Genomic DNA, 18681 nt, shown 5'->3' on the forward strand with positions numbered 1-18681 from the left:
CCTATCTTTTTACCGGGTTAGTCAGGGGCGCCATGCCGTGCTGTGTAGTCTTCAGCGCTGACGCAGGGGTTCTATTACGATTCAGGAAACCGATGTTGTTGTTCCCCCACAGGTTTTCATAGGGCATCCCGGTCAGTGCCTCGACCGTAGCTCGCGCCTGTGGGGTGGTCTGTTCGGGAACGATACTGTCGGCAAGGCGCATTTTCAGCGTCTCCTCGCGCAGGATTCGATGGGTATGCAGATTGAGTTTAAAACGCAGCGAGATAATGAATCCCACCGCCAGCGTGCAGACGGTGCCCGCACTCAGAATAAACAGGATGGTATGGGTGACCGTTTCGCTCTGCACCGCTTTACCTGAGATGAAGCCGGAAAGATGCAGCACAATACCGACCAACATGACTGCGCCGGCCTGCGATGCCTTACGGGTCAGGGTCATGATACCGGCAAAGATCCCCTCGCGGCGCTGGCCGGTGACCGCTTCGTCAACGTCGGCGATGTAGGTGTAAATATTCCACGGCACATAGTTGATGCCACCGCGGCCAAGCCCTGCTAACGCCGAAATCAGCAACAGCAGCGACATGCTGTCGCTCATTCCGGCATACCACAACCCGGCATAAGACAGCGCGCTAACGGCAAACAGCACCACCACCAGACGATACGACGGCGCAGGCCCGATGCGGATACACAGCGGAATCATCGCCATCACCGCGATAAATTGCAAAATTGCCATGGTGCCCATGAGGTCCGAGGCAATCTGTGCACTCTGCATAAGGACAAACACCACGTACCAGGTGAACACCGCGTTAAACATATCCTGTGCAATGTACCCGCCGAGGTACATGCCCAGATGCTGGCGGAAAATACGGATCCGGAAAGTGGAGGCCAGTTCGACGAAGAGTCGTTTGAGGCTTTGCGCCAGCGTCAGGCTTTGCTTCTCCTCCAGCGCCCGGCGTGACTCCTCGGAGAAATCTCCCGGTGCACGCTCCCAGGTAAAGCACCATACCAGCGTCAGGACCACCGCGCAGATAATGGAAAATACCAGGCTGGCGTAAAAGAACGACACCGCATTATCTTTGCCGAAGATGCCAAGCAGCACCCCCGGCAGGAAGGCGGCCAGAATCGCCGACAGCTGCGCCAGCGCGATGCGTGCGCCCGAGAACTTGGTCTTCTTCTTAAAATCGTCGGTCATCTCCGGCACAAGCGTCTCGTAGGGCACCAGAATCATGGTGTAGACGATGTCAAACAGTAGGTAAGTCAACAGATAGTAGAGATAGCTCATCTCTCCTACCCACATTAGGCTGTAGCTAAACACGCATGGAATCCCGAGCAGAATAAAGAACTTACGACGACCAAAGCGCTTGCCCAGGCGAGTTGAGCCGAAGTTGTCGGTCAGGAATCCCATCAGCGGGCTTATAACGGCGTCGAGCACGCGGGCAAGAGCAAAAATGAACGTCGCTTCTATCGGCGTCAGCCTGCAGAAGGTGGTGTAAAAGTACAGCAACCAGGCGGCGGTGAGGGCCGTGGTGCCAGCGCCGAGAAAATCGCCTGCGCCGTAGGCGAGGTAATTGGCTAATCCAATCTTGCGAGAGGTCATGGTAAAACTCCCTGAACGTGACAGCTAAACGTGAACGCCGTACGCGCCGCGCAAGGCGGTCGAAATCGGGCGTCACGATGTTTTCCGGACAACTCAGGCGGATTAGCATTGAAAGTAGAGCGAGTCAGGCGCTTTAACCTTCGCGATTTGGCAACCTTTCGTGAGAAAGTGGCAAAATCACAAAGAGAAGCCTGACCTAATTCTAAATTTATAAAACAGTGTTTTATTTTTGTGTGGATTCGAATGCGGATTTGAGAGGTGACACACAAGTTTCGAGCAGCAGATTACGGATCCCGCGGTGACCTCTGCCAGCCGCTATCGACTGGCTGTACCAAGGCGAGGATACCCGGCGCGTGCGGCCTGAGCGCGGCGATAAAAGGCACCACGGGAAATAATCGACCCTAGTGCACCGCCGTGCTGCCTCTGAGCATTAGCGTTGACGGCAGCATCACGCTTTCTTCGACGTCATCACCCTGTAGCGCGGCAAGAATATGCTTGCCGGTCTGGGTGCCCATCGGCCGATAGGGGATGGCAACGGTGGTCAGCGAGGGCGAACAGATTTGCGCAATATCGCCGTCGCCCAGACCGGCAATGGCCAGCTGTGCCGGTACCGAGATGCCTTTTTTGTGGCAAGCGGCAATGGCCCCGCTTGCCAGCTCGTCGGAGGTGCAAATCAGCAGGTCCAGTTCGGGCCAGTTGAGCAAAATATCGGGCAGCAGACGTTGGCCCGTTTGCACGGTGGGTGGCAGCGAGGAGCTGACTACCCGGTGCGGGGACTGGTTCAACGACAGAATGGACGAGTGCCAGCCGCTCAGAATCTGCTGCACTATGTGGTGTTCATGCGCAGCGCACAGCAGGGCAATGTTCCTGTAACCCTTTAGTGCCAGTGCGTTAATCAGCTGCTTGATGGCCAGTCCGTAGTTGGTGCCGATATTGATGCCTATCGGTGTAGCAAGGGTGGCGCCGACCTGCACAACCGGAATGGTGGATTTGAGCAGCAGATTGTTGCTCTCCTCGCTACAGTCGAAATCGTACATCACCATCGCCGCCGGGTTATACGACAGCATCATCTCGATAAGTTTGGATTCGTCGGCCGCCGTGTAGTGATCCTCAGCCAGGATCACGTTATAGCCTTTGGGCTTTAATACCTGATACAGCGCCTCGGAAAACTCGGCGCAGCCCGGCGTACTCATCGAAGGTACCACCATGGTGACCAGCCGCGAGGTGGATGACGCCAGATTGCTCGCCGCCAGATTCGGCACATAGCCCAGCTCGCTTATCGCGGCCTCTATTTTCTCACGAACCTGAGGGGAAACTTTTTCCGGTTCTCTAAGCACACGAGACACGGTCATCGTGCTGACGCCAGTCATTTTCGCGACGTCGGCCAGAGTACTCTTACCTGAGTTCCGCCGTTGTTTTGCCTTCATTTCTTCCCCTGTCGTCCGTTGCGCGATGGTGGCCTGCGGGCCTGCAACCTTTGTACGCCTGCCGGCGATTATAGTCGATAGCCCCTAGAATTGTTAGCGTTAACATGATGTTATCAGTCTTCGTGTTAGCGCTAACAGGTTTTGCGATTTTCATCACAGAAAATAGCGCATCGCTTCCCCTATACTCCTGAAAACATTATTTCATCGAGGTTCCCATGCTCGCCAAGTGGTTAACGTCAGACAGAATAAACATCGTGGAGCGAGTCGAGGACTGGCGTGCGGCGATTCGCCTCTCCGCAGCCCCGTTGCTTAGCGCCGGCGCGATTTCACCTGCCTACGTCGACGCGATTTTTGCCTCCCACCAGCAGTTGGGCCCGTATTACGTGATTGCCCCAGGTCTGGCGATGCCGCATGCGCGCCCGGAAGAGGGCGTGATAACTCCTTGCCTTTCAATGCTTTACGTCAAGCAGGGCGTGAACTTTGATGCCCAGGAAAATGACCCGGTTTACGTGATTGTGATGCTTTGCGCCATCAACGGCGAGGAGCACCTCGAGATGATTTCACATCTGGCTGAGTTGTTTAGTGATGAAGACGACTTCCAGGCGTTGATCAAGGCCGATACCTATCCGGCGCTGAATGCTCTTATCCAAAAATACTAATCGAAGGTGTGATATGAAAAAGATCCTCATTGTCTGTGGTAACGGTTTAGGCAGCAGCTTTATTGTCGAAATGAACGTTAAAAAAATCATTAAAGAGCTGGGTAAAGAGGCGGAAGTCAGCCACACCGACCTGAGTTCGGCCAAGTCAGAGGCGGCAGATATTTATATTGGCTCCAGCGAAATTATTGCCAATCTTGACGACGGTAACCGCAAGGTCTTTGGGTTAAATAACCTGCTGGATAATGCAAAAATTAAAGAAATTCTCGCCAATAACCTATAACGATTTATAACGATAAGCCTCTCTCTTTCAGGCTGCCATTCGGCGGCCAGTGCGTTTGTGCGCCTGAAAGCGCGGAGGAACATATTCCGATTATCTGGAGTAGTTTATGCTCACGTTTATTATTAATGATGTACTAGGGACTCCCGCTATTCTCGTCGGCCTGTTTTCATTAATCGGCCTGCTATTACAGAAGAAATCTTTCTCCGATACGATTTCCGGTACCCTGAAAACGATCATGGGGTTCTTGATTCTGATTGCCGGTGCGGGCGTGATTGCCACGACCTTAACCAGCTTTAGCGAACTGTTCGTTCACTCCTTTAATATTCAGGGCGTGGTGCCTAATAACGACGTGGTTTCTGCTATCGCGCAAAAGAACTTTGGTACCTCAACGGCAATGATCATGATCTTGGGCATGCTGTTCAATATCGTCTTTGCGCGTATTACGCCGCTGAAATATATCTTCCTGACCGGCCACCATACGCTCTACATGGCGGCCATGCTGGCGGTCATTCTCGCCACTGGAGGCTTGAGTGGATTCCCGCTGGTATTGACCGGCGCGTTAATTCTCGGCGCGCTGATGGTGATTTCACCGGCTATCCTGCAACCCTTCACCCGTAAAATCACCGGCAGCGATGATTTCGCGCTGGGGCATTTTGGCTCAACCGGCTATCTGTGTGCCGCGCTGGTAGGGAAGCTGATCGGCAAAGGCAGCCGTTCCACCGAAGAGTTCAAGGTACCGAAACACCTCAAGTTTCTGCATGACTCGTCGATTGCCATCGCGCTGACCATGACCATTCTGTTTATCGTGCTGGTGCTGATTGCCGGTAAAGAGTTTACCGAGACACAGGTAAGCGGTGGGCAGAACTATATTATCTTCGCAATTATTCAGGCCATTACCTTTGCGGCAGGCGTGTATATCATTCTGGCCGGTGTGCGAATGGTCATTGCCGAAATTGTTCCTGCGTTCAAGGGGATTGCCGATAAAGTCGTGAAAGACGCCAAACCGGCGCTGGACTGCCCGACGGTATTCCCGTTTGCCCCTAACGCCGTCATTATCGGCTTCCTGAGCAGTTTCTGCGCAGGCCTGATCTGTATGTTCTTCTTCCCGATGCTTGGGCTGGTGATTATCGTTCCAGGCCTGGTGCCGCACTTCTTCTGCGGTGCGACGGCGGGCGTTTACGGCAATGCCACCGGCGGACGTCGCGGCGCGATTATCGGTGCGTTCGTCAACGGTCTGATTATCTCCTTCCTGCCAGCGATTCTGCTGTCGGTGCTTGGCGGTCTGTCTAATTCGACCACCTTCGGAGATGCCGACTTCGGCGTCGTCGGCATCATCCTTGGCAAGCTGATGAGCGCGTTCCATTAACAGAGCGGGGGGAGATTTACTCCCCCTTTTGCTGAAAGAAGTTCAACAACAGTTGCCACATATGATGAGCCGCGGGGCTGAAACGCCGGTCAGAGTTGCGCAGCAGATGGCACTGGGCTTCGGTGGCAATAGGATGGTCAATCGGTACCGCGACCAGAATATTGTGCTCAATACGCTCACCCGCCGCCTGCGCAGTCATGAAAGAGATCCCCATCCCTGAAATACTCAGACTCATGGCGGTCGAGAACAGGTTGCAGCGATACGCCGGGGTGAACAGGTAGCCCTGGCTCTGGAACATCGCGTTCATATGGCGCTGCAAACCAAAGGTCTCGCTGAGTGAAATAAGCCGATGCTTGCTGAGTTCCTCAATCGTCACTTTCCCCAGTTTGGCAATCGGATGCTGCGGATTCACGACGGCGCAGATGGGTCCCCACGGGAAGCTGTGGCGCTTCAACTCTGGGTTACCTATCGGACCAAACGCCAGCGCCATATCGGCCTCGCCCTGAACGATAGCCGCCAGCGTATCCTGCATATTCCCGGCGACAATCTCAACGAAGACGTTGGGATAAGAGGCGGCAAATTTTTTCAGCACGTATTCGACGAAGGTATCGACCAGCCCAGCGCCGACGCGCAGGGTAATCGCCCCGCCTTTCATATAGCGCAGATCTTTTAGATGACGTTCGAGTTTAGTCCGCCGCTCGCGGCTTTCGAAGAAGTCGTCCGCCAGCAGTTTACCGGCTTCGGTCAGCACCACCGTGCGGCCTTTGCGTTCGAGCAGCGGCAGTTGCAGGGTACGTTCGAGCAGTGAAATCTGTCGACTGATCACCGAGGCATTGACCCCCAGAATATCCGCAGCACGACGGATCCCGCCCTGAATGCCGACCTCGTACAGATAGCTAATCTGTTTTTCGTGAAACATCTCGTCCCCTCTCTTGCACGCCCATTGTTGCCTACAGGTCAACAATATCTGCATTGAAACGATATTTATATCAGCAGAGTGGTTGGTGATAATCAAAAAAAGCGCGTAAACAGACCTCCAACACCAGGAACCCTTATGCAAACCGCTTACGATTATCTACAGCAGAACGCGACGCTTATCTTCGACGACATCAAACGCCTTGTTCAGGCGCAGTCGCCTTCGTTGAATAAAGAGGCCACCGACCTCTGTGGCGAAACGTTGCAGCGCATTGTTTTTGAAAGACTTGGCGTAACGGCGCAGGTTTGCCAGCAGCAGACGCTGGGCGACCATTTGCTGTTCTGCGTGGGCGATGGCCCGCAGGTCACCAGCATTCTTGGGCATTTCGATACCGTATGGGACATTGATGAAATCCCGATGCTCGAAAAAGACGGCAAGCTGTTCGGCCCTGGCGTGCTGGATATGAAAGCGGGCCTGATTCAGTCAATCTGGGCGGTGCGTGCACTGATGCATAACGGCGGTTTGGCGCAGCACAGTATTCGATTTATCTGTCCGTCTGACGAAGAGCTAGGTAGCCCGAGTTCTCGGCGCTGGATTGAACAATCGGCCATCGGGTCATCACGCGTGCTGGTTGCCGAACCCGCCGTGGTCAATACCCATGAGGCGAAGATTGGCCGCAAAGGGTCCGGGCGTTTTGAGGTTCGTATTACCGGCCGCGCCGCGCATGCCGGAAATAATCCCGAAGAGGGGATCAGTGCGGTGCAGGAGATGGCGCATCAAATCCTTTATCTCCACGGCTTGAATGCGCCCGAGGCGGGCACCACGGTCAACGTGGGGGTGGCTAAAGGCGGCAGTAAAATCAATGTGGTTGCCGACGAAGCCGTGCTCGGCGTTGACCTGCGCGTGACCAACACCGGCGAAGCGGCGCGCGTTGAGGCTGCCATCAAGGCCTGCAAACCGCATTTGGCCGGTGCCGAAGTGACCGTGAGCGGCGGCATGTCGCGTCCGCCAATGGAGCCAACGCCGCAGAATCTGGCGCTGTTCCATCAGGCACAACAGGCGGCAAAACGCCTTGGTGTCAGGCTTGAGGGGAAATCGGTGGGCGGCGGCAGCGACGGTAATTTTACCTCGGCGCTGGGCATTGCCACTCTCGACGGGCTGGGTGCCACTGGGCAGGGGATCCATGCTCGCCACGAACACATTATTATCGACGATATTCCCCTGCGTACCGCGCTGTTGGCTGAAATTATTCTTGGCGAGAAAATAGCCGGGTAGCGCCAGACAATATGCCCGCCAAAACGGGGCGCTATTTTGGTGCACGGTCTTCCGAATGAGTGCAATCGGTCGTTGGCGCGTCAGGGTATAGAGTCAGGTTATTAATACCATCCTTATAAAAATAAGGGTGGTTTTTCTGCTGCGATAAATTTCATTATTCCCTCGGTTTTTTATAGCCTATTTACCTTAAGTCGCTCACCGATAGTAATTTATATTATTTAGCCTCTTTTATTAATATTGGCACGGATCCTGCCTTAACTCTTTCAGGTGAAAATCAAACGCAACGGTTAAGTGTAAATTATATCGGGATTTATTATTCACCCATCCTGCTAATTAATTTTCCGAGTCCGATATTTTGAAATGACAGTGAAAGGGGAAATACAATGAGTGATGTTCGAATATCCGAAGATAAACCTGCCGACCAGGCAGAAGAGTGGAAAGTCGGTAAGGGCGCGTATATTGCGCTGATCGCCGTTATTCTGATGTTCTCCGGTGCTTTTCTTAAAGTAGACGGCATGGCGTGGCTGGGCGCGTTTGACTTTACCACCCTGGGCGGCGCATTTGGCACCATGAAAAATCCGGCTACCGACACCTTCGTCGGTGCGGGGGGCATTAGCGCCAAGGCGGGCTTCCTGTTTGCGCTGTCGCTGGTGCCGACGGTCATGCTGGCGCTCGGCCTGCTGGAAATTTTCACCCACTATGGGGCGATTCGCGCCGCACATAAGCTGTTAACGCCGCTGCTCAAGCCGATTCTGGGGATCCCGGGGCATACCGGACTGGCGCTGATTACCGACCTGCAAAGTACCGACGCGGGCGCTGCGCTGAGTAAAGAGCTTTACGACAGTAAACGCATTAGCAAAAAAGACGTCGTGATTATGGGGGCGTGGCAATATTCCGGTGCGGGGCTGATTAATAACTATTTTTCGATTGGTTCCGCGATGTTCGCCTCATTAACCCTTCCGGTGATTATTCCGCTTTTGGTGATGTTTGTTATGAAGTTTGTTGGCGCGGTGTTTGTCCGCTTTGCACTGAACACAGTTTATAAAAGAGATTTCGATAATGAGTAATGTTGCCAAGGTTTCAAATAACCCCTTCGATATTTTCGTGGTCGGCGCACGCAAGGGCTTTAATATTGCTATCAACAACCTGATGCCCAACGTCGTCATGGCTTACGTTATTTCCGAGATTCTCAACCTGCTCGGTGTGATGAATTTTCTCGGCCACGCGTTTGCACCATTAATGGGCCTGCTGGGGCTGCCGGGCGAAGCGGTAACGGTACTGCTGACCGCCTGGCTCTCTTCATCTGCTGGCACCGGGGTAGCGATAAGCCTGCTGACTAAGGGAACGCTTGACCCGGCGCAGGTCACCATACTGGCGCCGGCCATTTTCCTGATGGGCGCACAGCTTCAGTACATGGGACGCTTGCTCGGGGTAGCTGATGTGCCGAAGAAGTACTGGCCGCTGCTGATGGTCACCAGCATCCTGAACTCCATTATTGCCATGATTATTATGCGTGTGATTTCTTAAAGTTTTATCTGGTGAAGGCGTCATGTCTAACATGCTTGAGCACTATCATTACTTATATTAGGTCCCGAGCTGGGCTTCACTGAATTTAAAACCTCTGCCTGCATTGCCGAGGTCCTGGAAGCGGCGTGAGGGGGTTGACCTCACGCAGCACTAGCGTGGTCTGCATTTCTTTAATACCCGGCAGGCGGCGGATAAAAGCTATTACGCTAAACGAATAATGAATCCTATTGGGCTTTTAGATAGTTAATAACCTAAATTAATTACCTGAATATTAATAAAGAAATGTCAGTAAATGATAAGCTTTTCGTTATATACACTGATATATATCGATGGTAGCATTATTTTTCTGTTTAATTTATCCCCGTTTTTGATTGCCAATTTTCTGACTGCTTTTTATTGATAAGTAATGGCAACATAACTGCAACATATTAATTGCGGTGGGGAACTATTTGCCTGAAAAATATAAATGTTAAATAAAAGTATATTCACTTGCGCCGCGTCTTTATTAATTCTCTCGTCTCAGGCTCGTGCCGATGACACTATTGTGGTCAAAGGCACTTCTCCCCAGGCCACCACCCAGTCTGAACCTGCCTCACCCGACAAGCAGGCTACGATGGGCAGCCTCGGAAAACGCGCCATCGCCGACACCCCTTATTCCGTTGAGGTGCTGCCTCAGTCGCTCATCAAACGTCAGCAACTGCAAAGCGTGACCGACCTGTATCGTTATCTGCCTTCCGTGCAGGGTGACGGTGCGCGTCCGCAGTCGCGCGGCATGCAGGGCAGCGTGGTACAAAACTCGATGATCGACGGCCTGAACGTGGTTTCGACCACCGATTATCCGGCCGAACAGTTTTCGCAGATTGAAGTGCTAAACGGATTGGCGGGCGCGCTTTACGGTCCGGCTAATCCGGCGGGTATCTTCAACTTTGTTTCCAAGCGTCCGACCGACGCGCCGCAGCGCAGCATCACCGTCGGCGGCGGGACGGGCACGGGCACACAGCTGGCCACCGATCTCAGCGGCCCTCTCGACAGCGAAGACCGCGTGAAGTATCGCCTTAATCTGCTCGACGACGAGGGGCGCGGCTATGCCAGCGGCAGCACGCGTCGCAGACAGTTGGCGAGTCTGGGGCTGGATTCCCAGCTGACCGACAAGCTGACCATGCAGACCCACTTTAGCTATTACCACTTCTACCAGAAGGGGCTGCCGGGTAAATTTGCGCTGGCAAAAGGCACCTCGTTCCCAAGCGCGCTGAACCCTACCGACGGTCGATATGGGCAGTACTACGCCGGTGATGACGACAAGACCACCACCGAAAGCGTGCATTTCAAGTATGACTTCGACGGTAACTGGCTGGGGGAGTTTGGCTTCCTCCACCAGGTTGCCGACCGTGAGTCGACGGCTGTTACCAACACGCTGACCAACAATGCTGGGGCTTATACCTCAACGGTCGCCAGTGCGACCGCCAGCCGTTTCGTGATTAACAGCTATATGGCTAACCTCTCTGGCCGCGTCGATACCGGCTGGGTATCTCATGATCTGTCGCTGGGCATGCGCGGTTTCGTATGGAAAAACTATAATCCGGTCGGCGGTGCGACCACCACGCTGGGTTCAGCCAATCTCGATAACCCGCTGTCGTTCAACGAGCCGGATTATCCTGACTTTACCGACCGCTACCATTCGGCCAGCAGCACGCAGCAGTCGTTCCTGATGGGCGATACGCTGACCTTTAGTCCCAAGTGGAGTCTATTGCTTGCGGGCAGTGAAAGCTTTCTGACCTCAAGCAACTATGCCAAAACCGGCAGCCGCACCAGCGCGTCCGACAACAGGGGGTTCAGCGGCTCGGCGAGCCTGATGTACAAGCCGGTCGACAACCTGACGCTCTACACCACCTATGCCGACAGCCTCCAGCAAGGCGACGTGGCGCCGTCGGGCAGCAACAATGCCGGGTCGATACTCGCACCTTATCGCAGCAAGCAGGTCGAAGTGGGCAGCAAGCTGACCCTGGGCAAAACGCTGCTGACGGCGGCGCTGTTCCAGATTGAACGCCCTTACGCTTACACCCTAACCGACGGTGATTATGCGGTTGACGGCACCCAGCGTAACCGAGGCCTCGAGCTGTTGGCCGACGGCGACCTGCGTCCTGACCTGCATATTTTTGGCGGGGTGACCTGGCTTGACCCACGTCTGCGCGACACCGGCAGCGACAGTACCGAAGACAAACAGGTCGTCGGCCTGCCGCGCGTGACCAGCGATCTGCTGGTGGTCTATGACCTGCCTTATGTGCGCGGTATGTCAGTGAACGCCGCCGCGCACTACGTTAGCCGTCGCGCTACCGATAATGCCAACAGCACCTGGGTCGGCAGCTACGCTACCTTTGACTTGGGCGGCAGCTACCGTACTGATTTGTTCGGAACAGCCACTACTTTCCGACTGGACGTCACCAACCTGACCAACCGTCACTACTGGACCAACATCGTGCCGGGCGGTCTGAATGGTTATACCGGTTCGGGTTACGCCAGCGCCTCGCTCGGCGATCCGCGCATGGCACAGCTCTCTATGCAGGTTGATTTTTGATAACGGATAACGTGATGAGCAGAGACTTATTTAAAAATCGGGCGTGGTTGCTGGCCGCCACGCTGATGATGACCCCGTTTCACGCCGCGCAGGCCGAGCGGCAGGTGGTGGACGATGCGGGCACGCGCGTGCAGGTGCCCAACCACGTCGAACGTATCGCCGACGCCTGGTATGCCCATCATTCGCTGCTGATGACCTTGGGGGCTGGCGACAAGATAATCGCCACCGTCAATCATCCGCAGGATCATCCTTGGATGTTTCTTATCCAGCCGTCGCTCAATAAAGCATTGAGCGTACGCGGCGTGACATTTAACAGCGAAACGCTGCTGGTGGATAAAACCGACGTGGTGTTTACCGCCAAAGGCAATGCCGACGTCAGTGGTTATCGTCAGGCGCAGCTTCCTACGCTGGAGATGGCGTTCGATGACTTCTCCTCAATGAAGCATTCGCTCCTGACCACCGCAGAGGTGCTTGGCACGCCAGAGGCAGAGCAGCGGGCGGTGCTTTACAATCAGTATCTGGACCAGCACATCGCCGAGATCCAGGCTAAAACCCGCAAACTGACCGCCGCTCAAAGGCCGAAGGTTTTGCATATCGTTTCGCTGCATCCGTTGAAGGTCGACGGTAGCGGTACGCTGATTGATACCTGGATCCGCCTGGCGGGAGGCACAAACGCCGCCGGTGAAGTGAAAGGCAACATGAAAGAGGTGTCACCGGAGCAGGTGCTGGTCTGGAAACCGGACGTCATCATCATCGGCGCAGGGGCAGGGACGTTGGCGCATTCTGATTACGCGCAGCTGTTCCAGTCGCTGCCCGCAGTGCAGCAGCACAAGGTGTGGCAGAATCCGGCGGGCGTTTTCCCGTGGGACAGATACGGCACCGAGGCGGCTTTGCAGATCCAGTGGGCGGCGCAGAAGCTGCATCCTGAGCTGTTCCCCGATCTCAATATTGTGTCGGCGACGCAGGATTTCTACCGTCGATTCTTTGGCTACTCGCTGACCGCAGAGCAGGCACAACGTATTCTTGCGGCGCTGCCACCGGCTAAAAAACGCTAATTTTATGCGTGGGGATTCACCAGGGCGGTCAGGATGTGATCCTGCCAATGACCGGCAATTTTTAAGTAGGATTTTGCGTAGCCTTCTTTCTCGAAACCCAGGCGCTCGAGCACTCGGGCGCTTTTTTCATTGCCGGGGATGTACGCCGCCATCACACGATGTAGCCCAACGTCCTCGAAGATGAATTGAATACTCCGACTCAGAGCCTGGGTCATAATCCCTTGCCCCTGTCGGTTTTCAGCCAGCGAATAGCCCAAATGACAGGCCTGAAATGCGCCGCGCGCGATGCCGGTAAAATTGCAGGCCCCCAGCATGTCGCCATTCTCACGGCTGAAAATGCCAAACTGATAGCTACTGCCCAGTGCGGCCTCGCTCTGGCCGTTGGCTAAACGCTGCTGTATCTGGGCGCGCGAGTAAAAACCGTCGGGCCTGACGGGTTCCCAGCGGGCGAGATGGGCGAGGTTTTGTGAAAAATAGTCCTCAACCCGGCGGGTATCCTCAGGCGTTAATATTTTGAGGTAGAGCGGCGTACTGCCGATATTCAATTCCATCCTGCGCTCCATAATGTTTAATTATTTTAATCAGTTACGAATCCAAAGATTATTGATTCGATTGTCGTTTAGTACAAGGTCCTGTATTAAATTTCCCCTATACTGGCTCCCGCAGAATCGCTGCAACATTCAGGGAGAAGGACATGATGTGGTGCATATTGGCAGGCTCGTTGGCCGCCTTACCTTTTCAGCGCAGGCTGGCGCTGCTGTTAGGGACCATTGCACTGGGATGGGCCTGCCTTGAGGGCGTTGTCGATCTGCGTGGCGTGGTTGCCCTCGGCATCATATTACTGATTGCGCGCGTAAAGATGCATGCGACGGGGCGTTCGCGTGTCCTGACTGCCGGAGGTGAAATCCTGCTGGTTATCGCTGCGCTGGCGCTGTTGGTACACCAGATTCCCGGGTTTTATAATCCCAGGATACTTGATGACGTGCAGGCTGGGACTCACAGTGCGCCGTTCACCCTGTACTTTAATTTCGACAAGGCGCTGATGCCGTTTGTGCTGCTTGCGGCACTGCCTACGCTTTTGTTTACCCGCTCTGATTATCATCCCAAATGCTGGCAGTGGCTACTGCTGATCCTCAGCATGCCTGTGCTGCTGATGGTCGCGATGCTGCTGGGTGCGCTGAAGATTGAACTGCATTTTCCAAGCTGGCTGGGCAGCTTTATGCTGGCGAATCTGTTTTTTGTCTCGTTTGCCGAAGAGGCGCTGTTTCGCGGCTATTTACAGCAGCGTCTGGCGGGATGGCTGGGAAATCTCCCGGCGCTGTTTATCGCTGCCCTGATATTTGGGCTGGCACACATTGGCGGCGGACTGCTGTTGGTGGTGTTTGCGTCGATGGCGGGGCTGATTTACGGGCTGGCATGGATGTGGAGCGGCCGACTGTGGGTCAGCACGCTGTGCCATTTCGCGCTCAATATGTGTCATCTGCTGGTATTTACTTACCCGATTTATTGGCAGGGTTAACGGGGTGCCAGCACCAGTGCCAAGGCTCATAGATAAAGCCCCACGGATTATCAGGCGGGAAGGACATTTCAAAGCCAAACTGGTGGGCGTGTTCGCGTAACCAGGCAAAGGCCGGTGTACCGCCAAACACCCCGCTGACTTCATCACATTCTGGCGTGTTGATATCAATGGCGCGGCCAGTGTGGTGCTCGCTACAGCCGGGCGGCGCAAGGTAGCTAAAGAATTCTTCGGGCGGGACGCCGAGCTGCTGTTTTTTCTTGATCAATGACATCTGATATTCAACGCTGCGCCAGGCCGAGACCAGATACAGGTCGATGCCAGCGGTCTTGGCGCATTGGTGCATCCTGCGCCAGGCATTTGCCGCCTCGGGCAGCAAAAGAAGGGCTTTTCCTTCGGCGTTAGTCTCTGCCGTGACCAGCAGCGTGCGCTCGGCTTCTTTGAAAAAGGGCAGCGTGCGGTGAGCAATCACTTCGCTGTCGATGCCCATTTCTTCGAGCCACTGCCTGATTTGAGGGAAATTTTCGACCGCAGGCATGGCCGGTTATTCTCCGCGTGACTGATTGAGTATTTTCGCCATCGCCTTGCCGGATGAACGGCGTGCATTCTTATAGTCGTCTGCGGCTTCCACGAAGGCCTTCAGCAACTCCCGATCGTGCTGATGCTGTAAATACTCAGGGTGCCACTGCACGCCCATGCAGAAGTAATAGTCTTCGCATTCAATGCCTTCAATCACACCGTCCGGTGACACAGCGTTAACCCGACAGCCTGCGCCGAGGGTTTTTACCGCCTGATGATGGGAGCTGTTGACCTCGTAATTGCGAGCGCTGACTAACTTGCTGAGCCGCGTGTTTTCAAGGATTTCAATCGGATGGCGGGCACGTTTCTTGCCACCGGCGTTCTCGGTATCAACCGTAGTGCTGTGTTCAAGCGCCTCGGGCAGAGCATCGGGGATATGCTGGATTAGCGTGCCACCGGTCAAAACGGCAAGCAGCTGTTCACCGCCGCAGATGCCCAGCAACGGCATGTCGCGCACCATCGCCCCTTTGACTATGGCACTTTCAAACGCAGTACGGGCGGGTTTGAGACGAACCTGAGAGCTGCTTTGCTGCTCGTTAAACAGCTCAGGTGGCACGTCAAAGGCGCCGCCTGTAACAATAATGCCATCACACAGGGTCAAAAACTCATCCGCCAGCTCACCGTGATGCGGTAACGCCAGCGGTACAGCACCGAGCTCCGCCAGGCTAGTCATGTAGTTTTGACGCAGCGCATACCACGGATAATCGGCATATCCTCCGGCCTCTTCGCTATCCAGCGTAACGCCGATGACCGGTTTGGAGTGGGGAGTAATGGGCATATTGGCTCTCTTTTTGCCTCGGTGAAGGAAAAAATTCAACACCTTAAGATATCAATGGCAAAGCTGAGGTCAACGTTAATTATTGTTCAATTTAATCACAGCGTGAATTCATAAAGCTGATGATGACTGGCGACCACGGCGCGACCTTCCTCGGTGACCCAGGCGCGGAACATGCCCAGCGTGTTGTAAGGTGCGCTGACTTTGCCGTTGGCGTCGATGGCAATCACCCCGGCGCCCACCCCGAGATCCCGAAACTCGCCCATCACCAGATGCGCCGAGGCACTTTGCAGACTTTCACCGGCGTAAATCATGCGTGCGGCGATGTCGTAGGCCATCACGTTACGGATAAAATATTCCCCCTGACCGGTGCCAGAAATCGCGCAGACGCTGTCGCGCGCATAGGTGCCGGAGCCAATCAGCGGGCTGTCGCCGATGCGACCCACCGGTTTGTTGGTGTAACCTCCCGTCGAGGTGGCGGCGGCCAGATGCCCGTTCACGTCCAGCGCGACCGCCCCCACGGTGCCGTGTTTCTCTGATTCTCTCGCCGCCTTGTAAGTCCCCGCTATCTGATGGCGGCGCATGGCTGCAAGGGCTTCAACCCGACGCGGGGTGGTGAAATAGTCACTATCGACGCAGGCCAGGCCCTTCTGCTCAGCGTAGGCGTCGGCACCCGCACCGCTCAGCAATACGCTTTCTCCGGCGTCGAGCAGGCTGCGTGCCGCCAGCACCGGATTACGGATATGCCTTGCCCCGCAGACGGCACCGGCCGCTAGCGTTGCGCCGTCCATGATGGCCGCATCCAGCTCGTGTTCTGCGTCGGCGTTCAATGCCGCACCGTAGCCTGCGTTGAAATAAACCGAATCTTCCATCACCAGCACCGTGGCCTGCACCGCATCCAGCGCACTGCCGCCGCGTTGCAGAATTTTCCAGCCAGCGCGTAGTGCCTGTTTAAGATGGTCACGCGCCTCTTCCCACTCCTGTGGGGTCATGTCCTCTTCGGCCATCACGCCACAGCCACCGTGCAGCGCCAGAGAAAGTGGGGGATTTTTTTCGTTCATGGTTTTCTCGTTTCTCTATGATTCAAAAGGCACTAAATGACAGGCGACGCGCTGACCGCCCGATTTTAACGCCAGAACAGGCCTTTCCGTGCGACAGCGGTCGGTCACGTAAGGGCAACGGGTGTGGAATCGGCAGCCTGAAGGCGGCGAGAGCGGGCTTGGCAGTTCGCCGGTCAGGCTGACATTTTTACCGCGGTCAGTCGGATCCATGCTTGGCGCGGCGCGCAGCAAGGCCTGGGTATACGGATGCAGCGGCGTCTTGAACAGGGTTTCGGTATCCCCCACTTCAACCACTTCGCCGAGATACATCACCGCCACGCGATGCGAAATATGCCGCACCAGCCTTAAATCATGGGCAACAAAGAGCACGGTCAGGCTGAGTTTCTGCTGAAGATCGAGCAGCAAATTCACTACCTGTGCCTGCACCGAGACGTCCAGCGCCGAAACCAGCTCATCGGCAATCAACACCTTCGGCTCGACCGCCAACGCCCGGCTGATGCCAATGCGCTGACGCTGACCGCCGGAAAACTCATGTGGGAGTTTGTCGATAGCGTCGGCGGGTAAGCGCACCAGCTCCATCAGCTCGCGGATGCGTGCCGGAATGTCTTTTTTGGCGCACATCTTATGCACCGACAGCGCCTCGGTCAGCACCTGCCCAACGGTCATGCGCGGGTTCAGCGAGCTGTACGGGTCCTGAAAAATCATCTGCACCTGGCGGTTAAAACTACGCCGCGCTTTACCGCGCAGGGCGGCAATATCTTTGCCGTTGAAGTAGATTTTGCCTTCATTGGTTTGCAGTAGGCCAACCATTGCGCGGGCGAGCGTCGATTTACCGCATCCCGATTCGCCCACCACGCCGAGGGTTTCCCCCGGCATCAGATCCAGCCGTACGCCGTTTAGCGCCTGCACAAACCTGCGAGGTTTCCCCTGAATTTTGTCCAGAATCGACTGGCCGACCGGGAAGTGAACAATCGCTTCCTCAACGCTAACGATCGGCACCGTGCCGTTTACCGTGATTTCGCTCATCTTATATGCCCTCCGGCAGCGGCTTTAATGAGGCAGACGGGCTCAGGCTGGCGTGATGATAACAGGCCACCTGATGCGTTGAATTCAGTGACTCAAGCGGGGGAACCTGCTGGAGACAGACGTCGGTTTTATAGCGACAGCGCGGGCTAAAACTGCAGCCTTGCGGCAGATTCAGCAACGACGGCGGGGTGCCTTCAATCGACTGTAGCGGTTTACGCTCGCCGCCGTTTTGCGGCACGGAGGCTATCAGCCCCTGGGTATAAGGATGGCGAGGTTGACTGAAAATCTCTGCCACCGGCGCGGTCTCGACGATACGTCCGGCGTACATCACCGCCACACGGTCGCACAGCTGGGCCACTACGCCGAGGTCGTGGGTAACGAAAATGATGCCCATACCGAGCCGCTCGCGCAGGCTGAACAGCAGCTTGAGGATTTGTTCCTGAATCGTCACGTCCAGCGCGGTGGTTGGCTCATCGGCCAGCAGAAGGCGCGGATTACCCGCCAGCGCAATGGCTATCATCACGCGCTGGCGCATCCCGCCTGAAAACTGGTGCGGATAGTCGTCGAGGCGCAGTTCAGGGGCCGGGATCCCGACCTGATTCAGCAGCTCAATGGCGCGCTGGCGTCGCTGTTTGCGGTTTAAATCGGTATGCGCGCGCAGGCTTTCTTCTACCTGCCGCCACACGGTGAGTACCGGATTTAGCGCAATCATCGGCTCCTGAAAAATCATCGCAATTTCACCACCGCGAATACTGCGCAGTTCGGCCGGTTTCATGGTCGAGATCTCGCGGCCCTGCCATTTAACGGAGCCAGAAATCTCGGCGCTCGACGGCATCAGACGCAGCAGCGAGCGCAGCGTAACGCTTTTTCCTGAGCCAGATTCACCCACTAACCCGAGTATTTCTCCCGGCTTGAGGCTAAAGCTGACGTCCTGAATTGCCCGCAGGCTGCCGCGAGAGGTATGAATTTGGGTGTTGAGCTGGCTCACCTCGAGCAAATTTGTTGTGTCACTGTGTTGTTCGCGCGTTTGGCTCGGCATAGTTTGCTCTC

18 protein-coding genes are annotated in these 18681 nt (G+C 55.3%); 9 read left to right on the forward strand and 9 right to left on the reverse strand.

Annotation, left to right across the window (positions count from 1 at the left end; translation table 11 throughout):
• Nucleotide 1 precedes the first annotated feature (1 nt).
• A complete protein-coding gene (locus tag O1V65_RS22460; protein WP_269130050.1) occupies nucleotides 2–1594 on the reverse strand; it encodes an MFS transporter in 1593 nt (530 codons plus the stop codon).
• 401 nt (nucleotides 1595–1995) lie between these two features.
• Nucleotides 1996–3021 (reverse strand): LacI family DNA-binding transcriptional regulator, encoded by a 1026-nt coding sequence (locus O1V65_RS22465; RefSeq protein ID WP_017492089.1) that lies wholly within the window; start codon nucleotides 3019–3021, stop codon nucleotides 1996–1998.
• Nucleotides 3022–3236: 215 nt separating this feature from the next.
• Between O1V65_RS22465 and O1V65_RS22470 the strand changes: the two genes are divergently transcribed.
• The 3 genes from O1V65_RS22470 (at nucleotide 3237) to O1V65_RS22480 (ending at nucleotide 5326) form a co-directional block, all read left to right on the forward strand.
• Nucleotides 3237–3680: a PTS sugar transporter subunit IIA gene (locus tag O1V65_RS22470; protein WP_269130051.1), complete on the forward strand. Its 444-nt coding sequence runs from the start codon at nucleotides 3237–3239 to the stop codon at nucleotides 3678–3680.
• Between the two features lie 13 nt (nucleotides 3681–3693).
• Complete coding sequence (locus O1V65_RS22475; protein WP_017492087.1) at nucleotides 3694–3960, forward strand: PTS sugar transporter subunit IIB; 267 nt, start codon at nucleotides 3694–3696, stop codon at nucleotides 3958–3960.
• 106 nt (nucleotides 3961–4066) lie between these two features.
• Complete coding sequence (locus O1V65_RS22480; RefSeq protein WP_017492086.1) at nucleotides 4067–5326, forward strand: PTS ascorbate transporter subunit IIC; 1260 nt, start codon at nucleotides 4067–4069, stop codon at nucleotides 5324–5326.
• A gap of 16 nt (nucleotides 5327–5342) precedes the next feature.
• Here the strand turns inward: O1V65_RS22480 and O1V65_RS22485 are convergent, their stop codons facing one another.
• Nucleotides 5343–6245 (reverse strand): LysR family transcriptional regulator, encoded by a 903-nt coding sequence (locus O1V65_RS22485; protein ID WP_017492085.1) that lies wholly within the window; start codon nucleotides 6243–6245, stop codon nucleotides 5343–5345.
• A 135-nt stretch (nucleotides 6246–6380) separates the two neighbouring features.
• Here O1V65_RS22485 and O1V65_RS22490 point away from each other — a divergent pair, with 135 nt between their 5' ends.
• From O1V65_RS22490 to O1V65_RS22510, 5 genes are all read left to right on the forward strand, one after another.
• Nucleotides 6381–7517: a M20 family metallopeptidase gene (locus O1V65_RS22490; RefSeq protein WP_084912630.1), complete on the forward strand. Its 1137-nt coding sequence runs from the start codon at nucleotides 6381–6383 to the stop codon at nucleotides 7515–7517.
• A gap of 383 nt (nucleotides 7518–7900) precedes the next feature.
• On the forward strand, nucleotides 7901–8584 hold the full coding sequence (locus O1V65_RS22495) for a nucleoside recognition domain-containing protein (protein ID WP_017492083.1): 684 nt from the start codon (nucleotides 7901–7903) through the stop codon (nucleotides 8582–8584).
• Complete coding sequence (locus tag O1V65_RS22500; RefSeq protein ID WP_017492082.1) at nucleotides 8577–9044, forward strand: YjiG family protein; 468 nt, start codon at nucleotides 8577–8579, stop codon at nucleotides 9042–9044. Before O1V65_RS22495 ends, O1V65_RS22500 begins: the two co-directional genes overlap by 8 nt.
• A gap of 466 nt (nucleotides 9045–9510) precedes the next feature.
• Entirely contained in the window at nucleotides 9511–11619 is a 2109-nt protein-coding gene (locus tag O1V65_RS22505) for a TonB-dependent receptor (RefSeq protein WP_269130052.1), read from the forward strand.
• 14 nt (nucleotides 11620–11633) lie between these two features.
• Nucleotides 11634–12674: an ABC transporter substrate-binding protein gene (locus O1V65_RS22510; RefSeq protein WP_017492080.1), complete on the forward strand. Its 1041-nt coding sequence runs from the start codon at nucleotides 11634–11636 to the stop codon at nucleotides 12672–12674.
• Nucleotides 12675–12676: 2 nt separating this feature from the next.
• On the opposite strand, the gene O1V65_RS22515 is transcribed toward O1V65_RS22510, so the two are convergent.
• The gene (locus O1V65_RS22515) at nucleotides 12677–13225 is read right to left on the reverse strand and encodes a GNAT family N-acetyltransferase (protein WP_269130053.1); all 549 of its coding nucleotides are present in this window, start codon (nucleotides 13223–13225) and stop codon (nucleotides 12677–12679) included.
• Between the two features lie 146 nt (nucleotides 13226–13371).
• Between O1V65_RS22515 and O1V65_RS22520 the strand changes: the two genes are divergently transcribed.
• Entirely contained in the window at nucleotides 13372–14193 is an 822-nt protein-coding gene (locus tag O1V65_RS22520; protein ID WP_165429952.1) for a CPBP family intramembrane glutamic endopeptidase, read from the forward strand.
• Here O1V65_RS22520 and O1V65_RS22525 read toward each other — a convergent pair.
• From O1V65_RS22525 to O1V65_RS22545, 5 genes are all read right to left on the reverse strand, one after another.
• Nucleotides 14165–14728 (reverse strand): M15 family metallopeptidase, encoded by a 564-nt coding sequence (locus O1V65_RS22525; RefSeq protein WP_227953841.1) that lies wholly within the window; start codon nucleotides 14726–14728, stop codon nucleotides 14165–14167. The two genes, O1V65_RS22520 and O1V65_RS22525, sit on opposite strands and share 29 nt — an antisense overlap.
• Nucleotides 14729–14734: 6 nt before the next feature.
• Complete coding sequence (locus O1V65_RS22530; protein WP_017492076.1) at nucleotides 14735–15547, reverse strand: gamma-glutamyl-gamma-aminobutyrate hydrolase family protein; 813 nt, start codon at nucleotides 15545–15547, stop codon at nucleotides 14735–14737.
• Between the two features lie 95 nt (nucleotides 15548–15642).
• Nucleotides 15643–16605 carry an isoaspartyl peptidase/L-asparaginase family protein gene (locus O1V65_RS22535; protein WP_017492075.1) on the reverse strand — a complete coding sequence of 321 codons (963 nt, stop codon included), beginning with the start codon at nucleotides 16603–16605 and terminating at the stop codon, nucleotides 15643–15645.
• 15 nt (nucleotides 16606–16620) lie between these two features.
• A complete protein-coding gene (locus tag O1V65_RS22540) occupies nucleotides 16621–17631 on the reverse strand; it encodes an ABC transporter ATP-binding protein (RefSeq protein ID WP_017492074.1) in 1011 nt (336 codons plus the stop codon).
• Between the two features lies 1 nt (nucleotide 17632).
• Nucleotides 17633–18670 carry an ABC transporter ATP-binding protein gene (locus tag O1V65_RS22545; protein ID WP_084912627.1) on the reverse strand — a complete coding sequence of 346 codons (1038 nt, stop codon included), beginning with the start codon at nucleotides 18668–18670 and terminating at the stop codon, nucleotides 17633–17635.
• Nucleotides 18671–18681 lie beyond the last annotated feature (11 nt).

It is taken from the genome of Rouxiella badensis (genome assembly GCF_026967515.2).
Lineage (GTDB): Bacteria > Pseudomonadota > Gammaproteobacteria > Enterobacterales > Enterobacteriaceae > Rouxiella > Rouxiella badensis.

Coding starts and splice junctions, on each gene's coding strand:
- O1V65_RS22540 (WP_017492074.1), bottom strand. CDS start 17,631: ATGAGCGAAATCACGGTAAACGGCACGGTGCCGATCGTTAGCGTTGAG.
- O1V65_RS22465 (WP_017492089.1), bottom strand. CDS start 3,021: ATGAAGGCAAAACAACGGCGGAACTCAGGTAAGAGTACTCTGGCCGAC.
- O1V65_RS22490 (WP_084912630.1), top strand. CDS start 6,381: ATGCAAACCGCTTACGATTATCTACAGCAGAACGCGACGCTTATCTTC.
- O1V65_RS22475 (WP_017492087.1), top strand. CDS start 3,694: ATGAAAAAGATCCTCATTGTCTGTGGTAACGGTTTAGGCAGCAGCTTT.
- O1V65_RS22545 (WP_084912627.1), bottom strand. CDS start 18,670: ATGCCGAGCCAAACGCGCGAACAACACAGTGACACAACAAATTTGCTC.
- O1V65_RS22505 (WP_269130052.1), top strand. CDS start 9,511: ATGTTAAATAAAAGTATATTCACTTGCGCCGCGTCTTTATTAATTCTC.
- O1V65_RS22515 (WP_269130053.1), bottom strand. CDS start 13,225: ATGGAATTGAATATCGGCAGTACGCCGCTCTACCTCAAAATATTAACG.
- O1V65_RS22510 (WP_017492080.1), top strand. CDS start 11,634: ATGAGCAGAGACTTATTTAAAAATCGGGCGTGGTTGCTGGCCGCCACG.
- O1V65_RS22470 (WP_269130051.1), top strand. CDS start 3,237: ATGCTCGCCAAGTGGTTAACGTCAGACAGAATAAACATCGTGGAGCGA.
- O1V65_RS22500 (WP_017492082.1), top strand. CDS start 8,577: ATGAGTAATGTTGCCAAGGTTTCAAATAACCCCTTCGATATTTTCGTG.
- O1V65_RS22480 (WP_017492086.1), top strand. CDS start 4,067: ATGCTCACGTTTATTATTAATGATGTACTAGGGACTCCCGCTATTCTC.
- O1V65_RS22530 (WP_017492076.1), bottom strand. CDS start 15,547: ATGCCCATTACTCCCCACTCCAAACCGGTCATCGGCGTTACGCTGGAT.
- O1V65_RS22535 (WP_017492075.1), bottom strand. CDS start 16,605: ATGAACGAAAAAAATCCCCCACTTTCTCTGGCGCTGCACGGTGGCTGT.
- O1V65_RS22485 (WP_017492085.1), bottom strand. CDS start 6,245: ATGTTTCACGAAAAACAGATTAGCTATCTGTACGAGGTCGGCATTCAG.
- O1V65_RS22460 (WP_269130050.1), bottom strand. CDS start 1,594: ATGACCTCTCGCAAGATTGGATTAGCCAATTACCTCGCCTACGGCGCA.
- O1V65_RS22495 (WP_017492083.1), top strand. CDS start 7,901: ATGAGTGATGTTCGAATATCCGAAGATAAACCTGCCGACCAGGCAGAA.
- O1V65_RS22525 (WP_227953841.1), bottom strand. CDS start 14,728: ATGCCTGCGGTCGAAAATTTCCCTCAAATCAGGCAGTGGCTCGAAGAA.
- O1V65_RS22520 (WP_165429952.1), top strand. CDS start 13,372: ATGTGGTGCATATTGGCAGGCTCGTTGGCCGCCTTACCTTTTCAGCGC.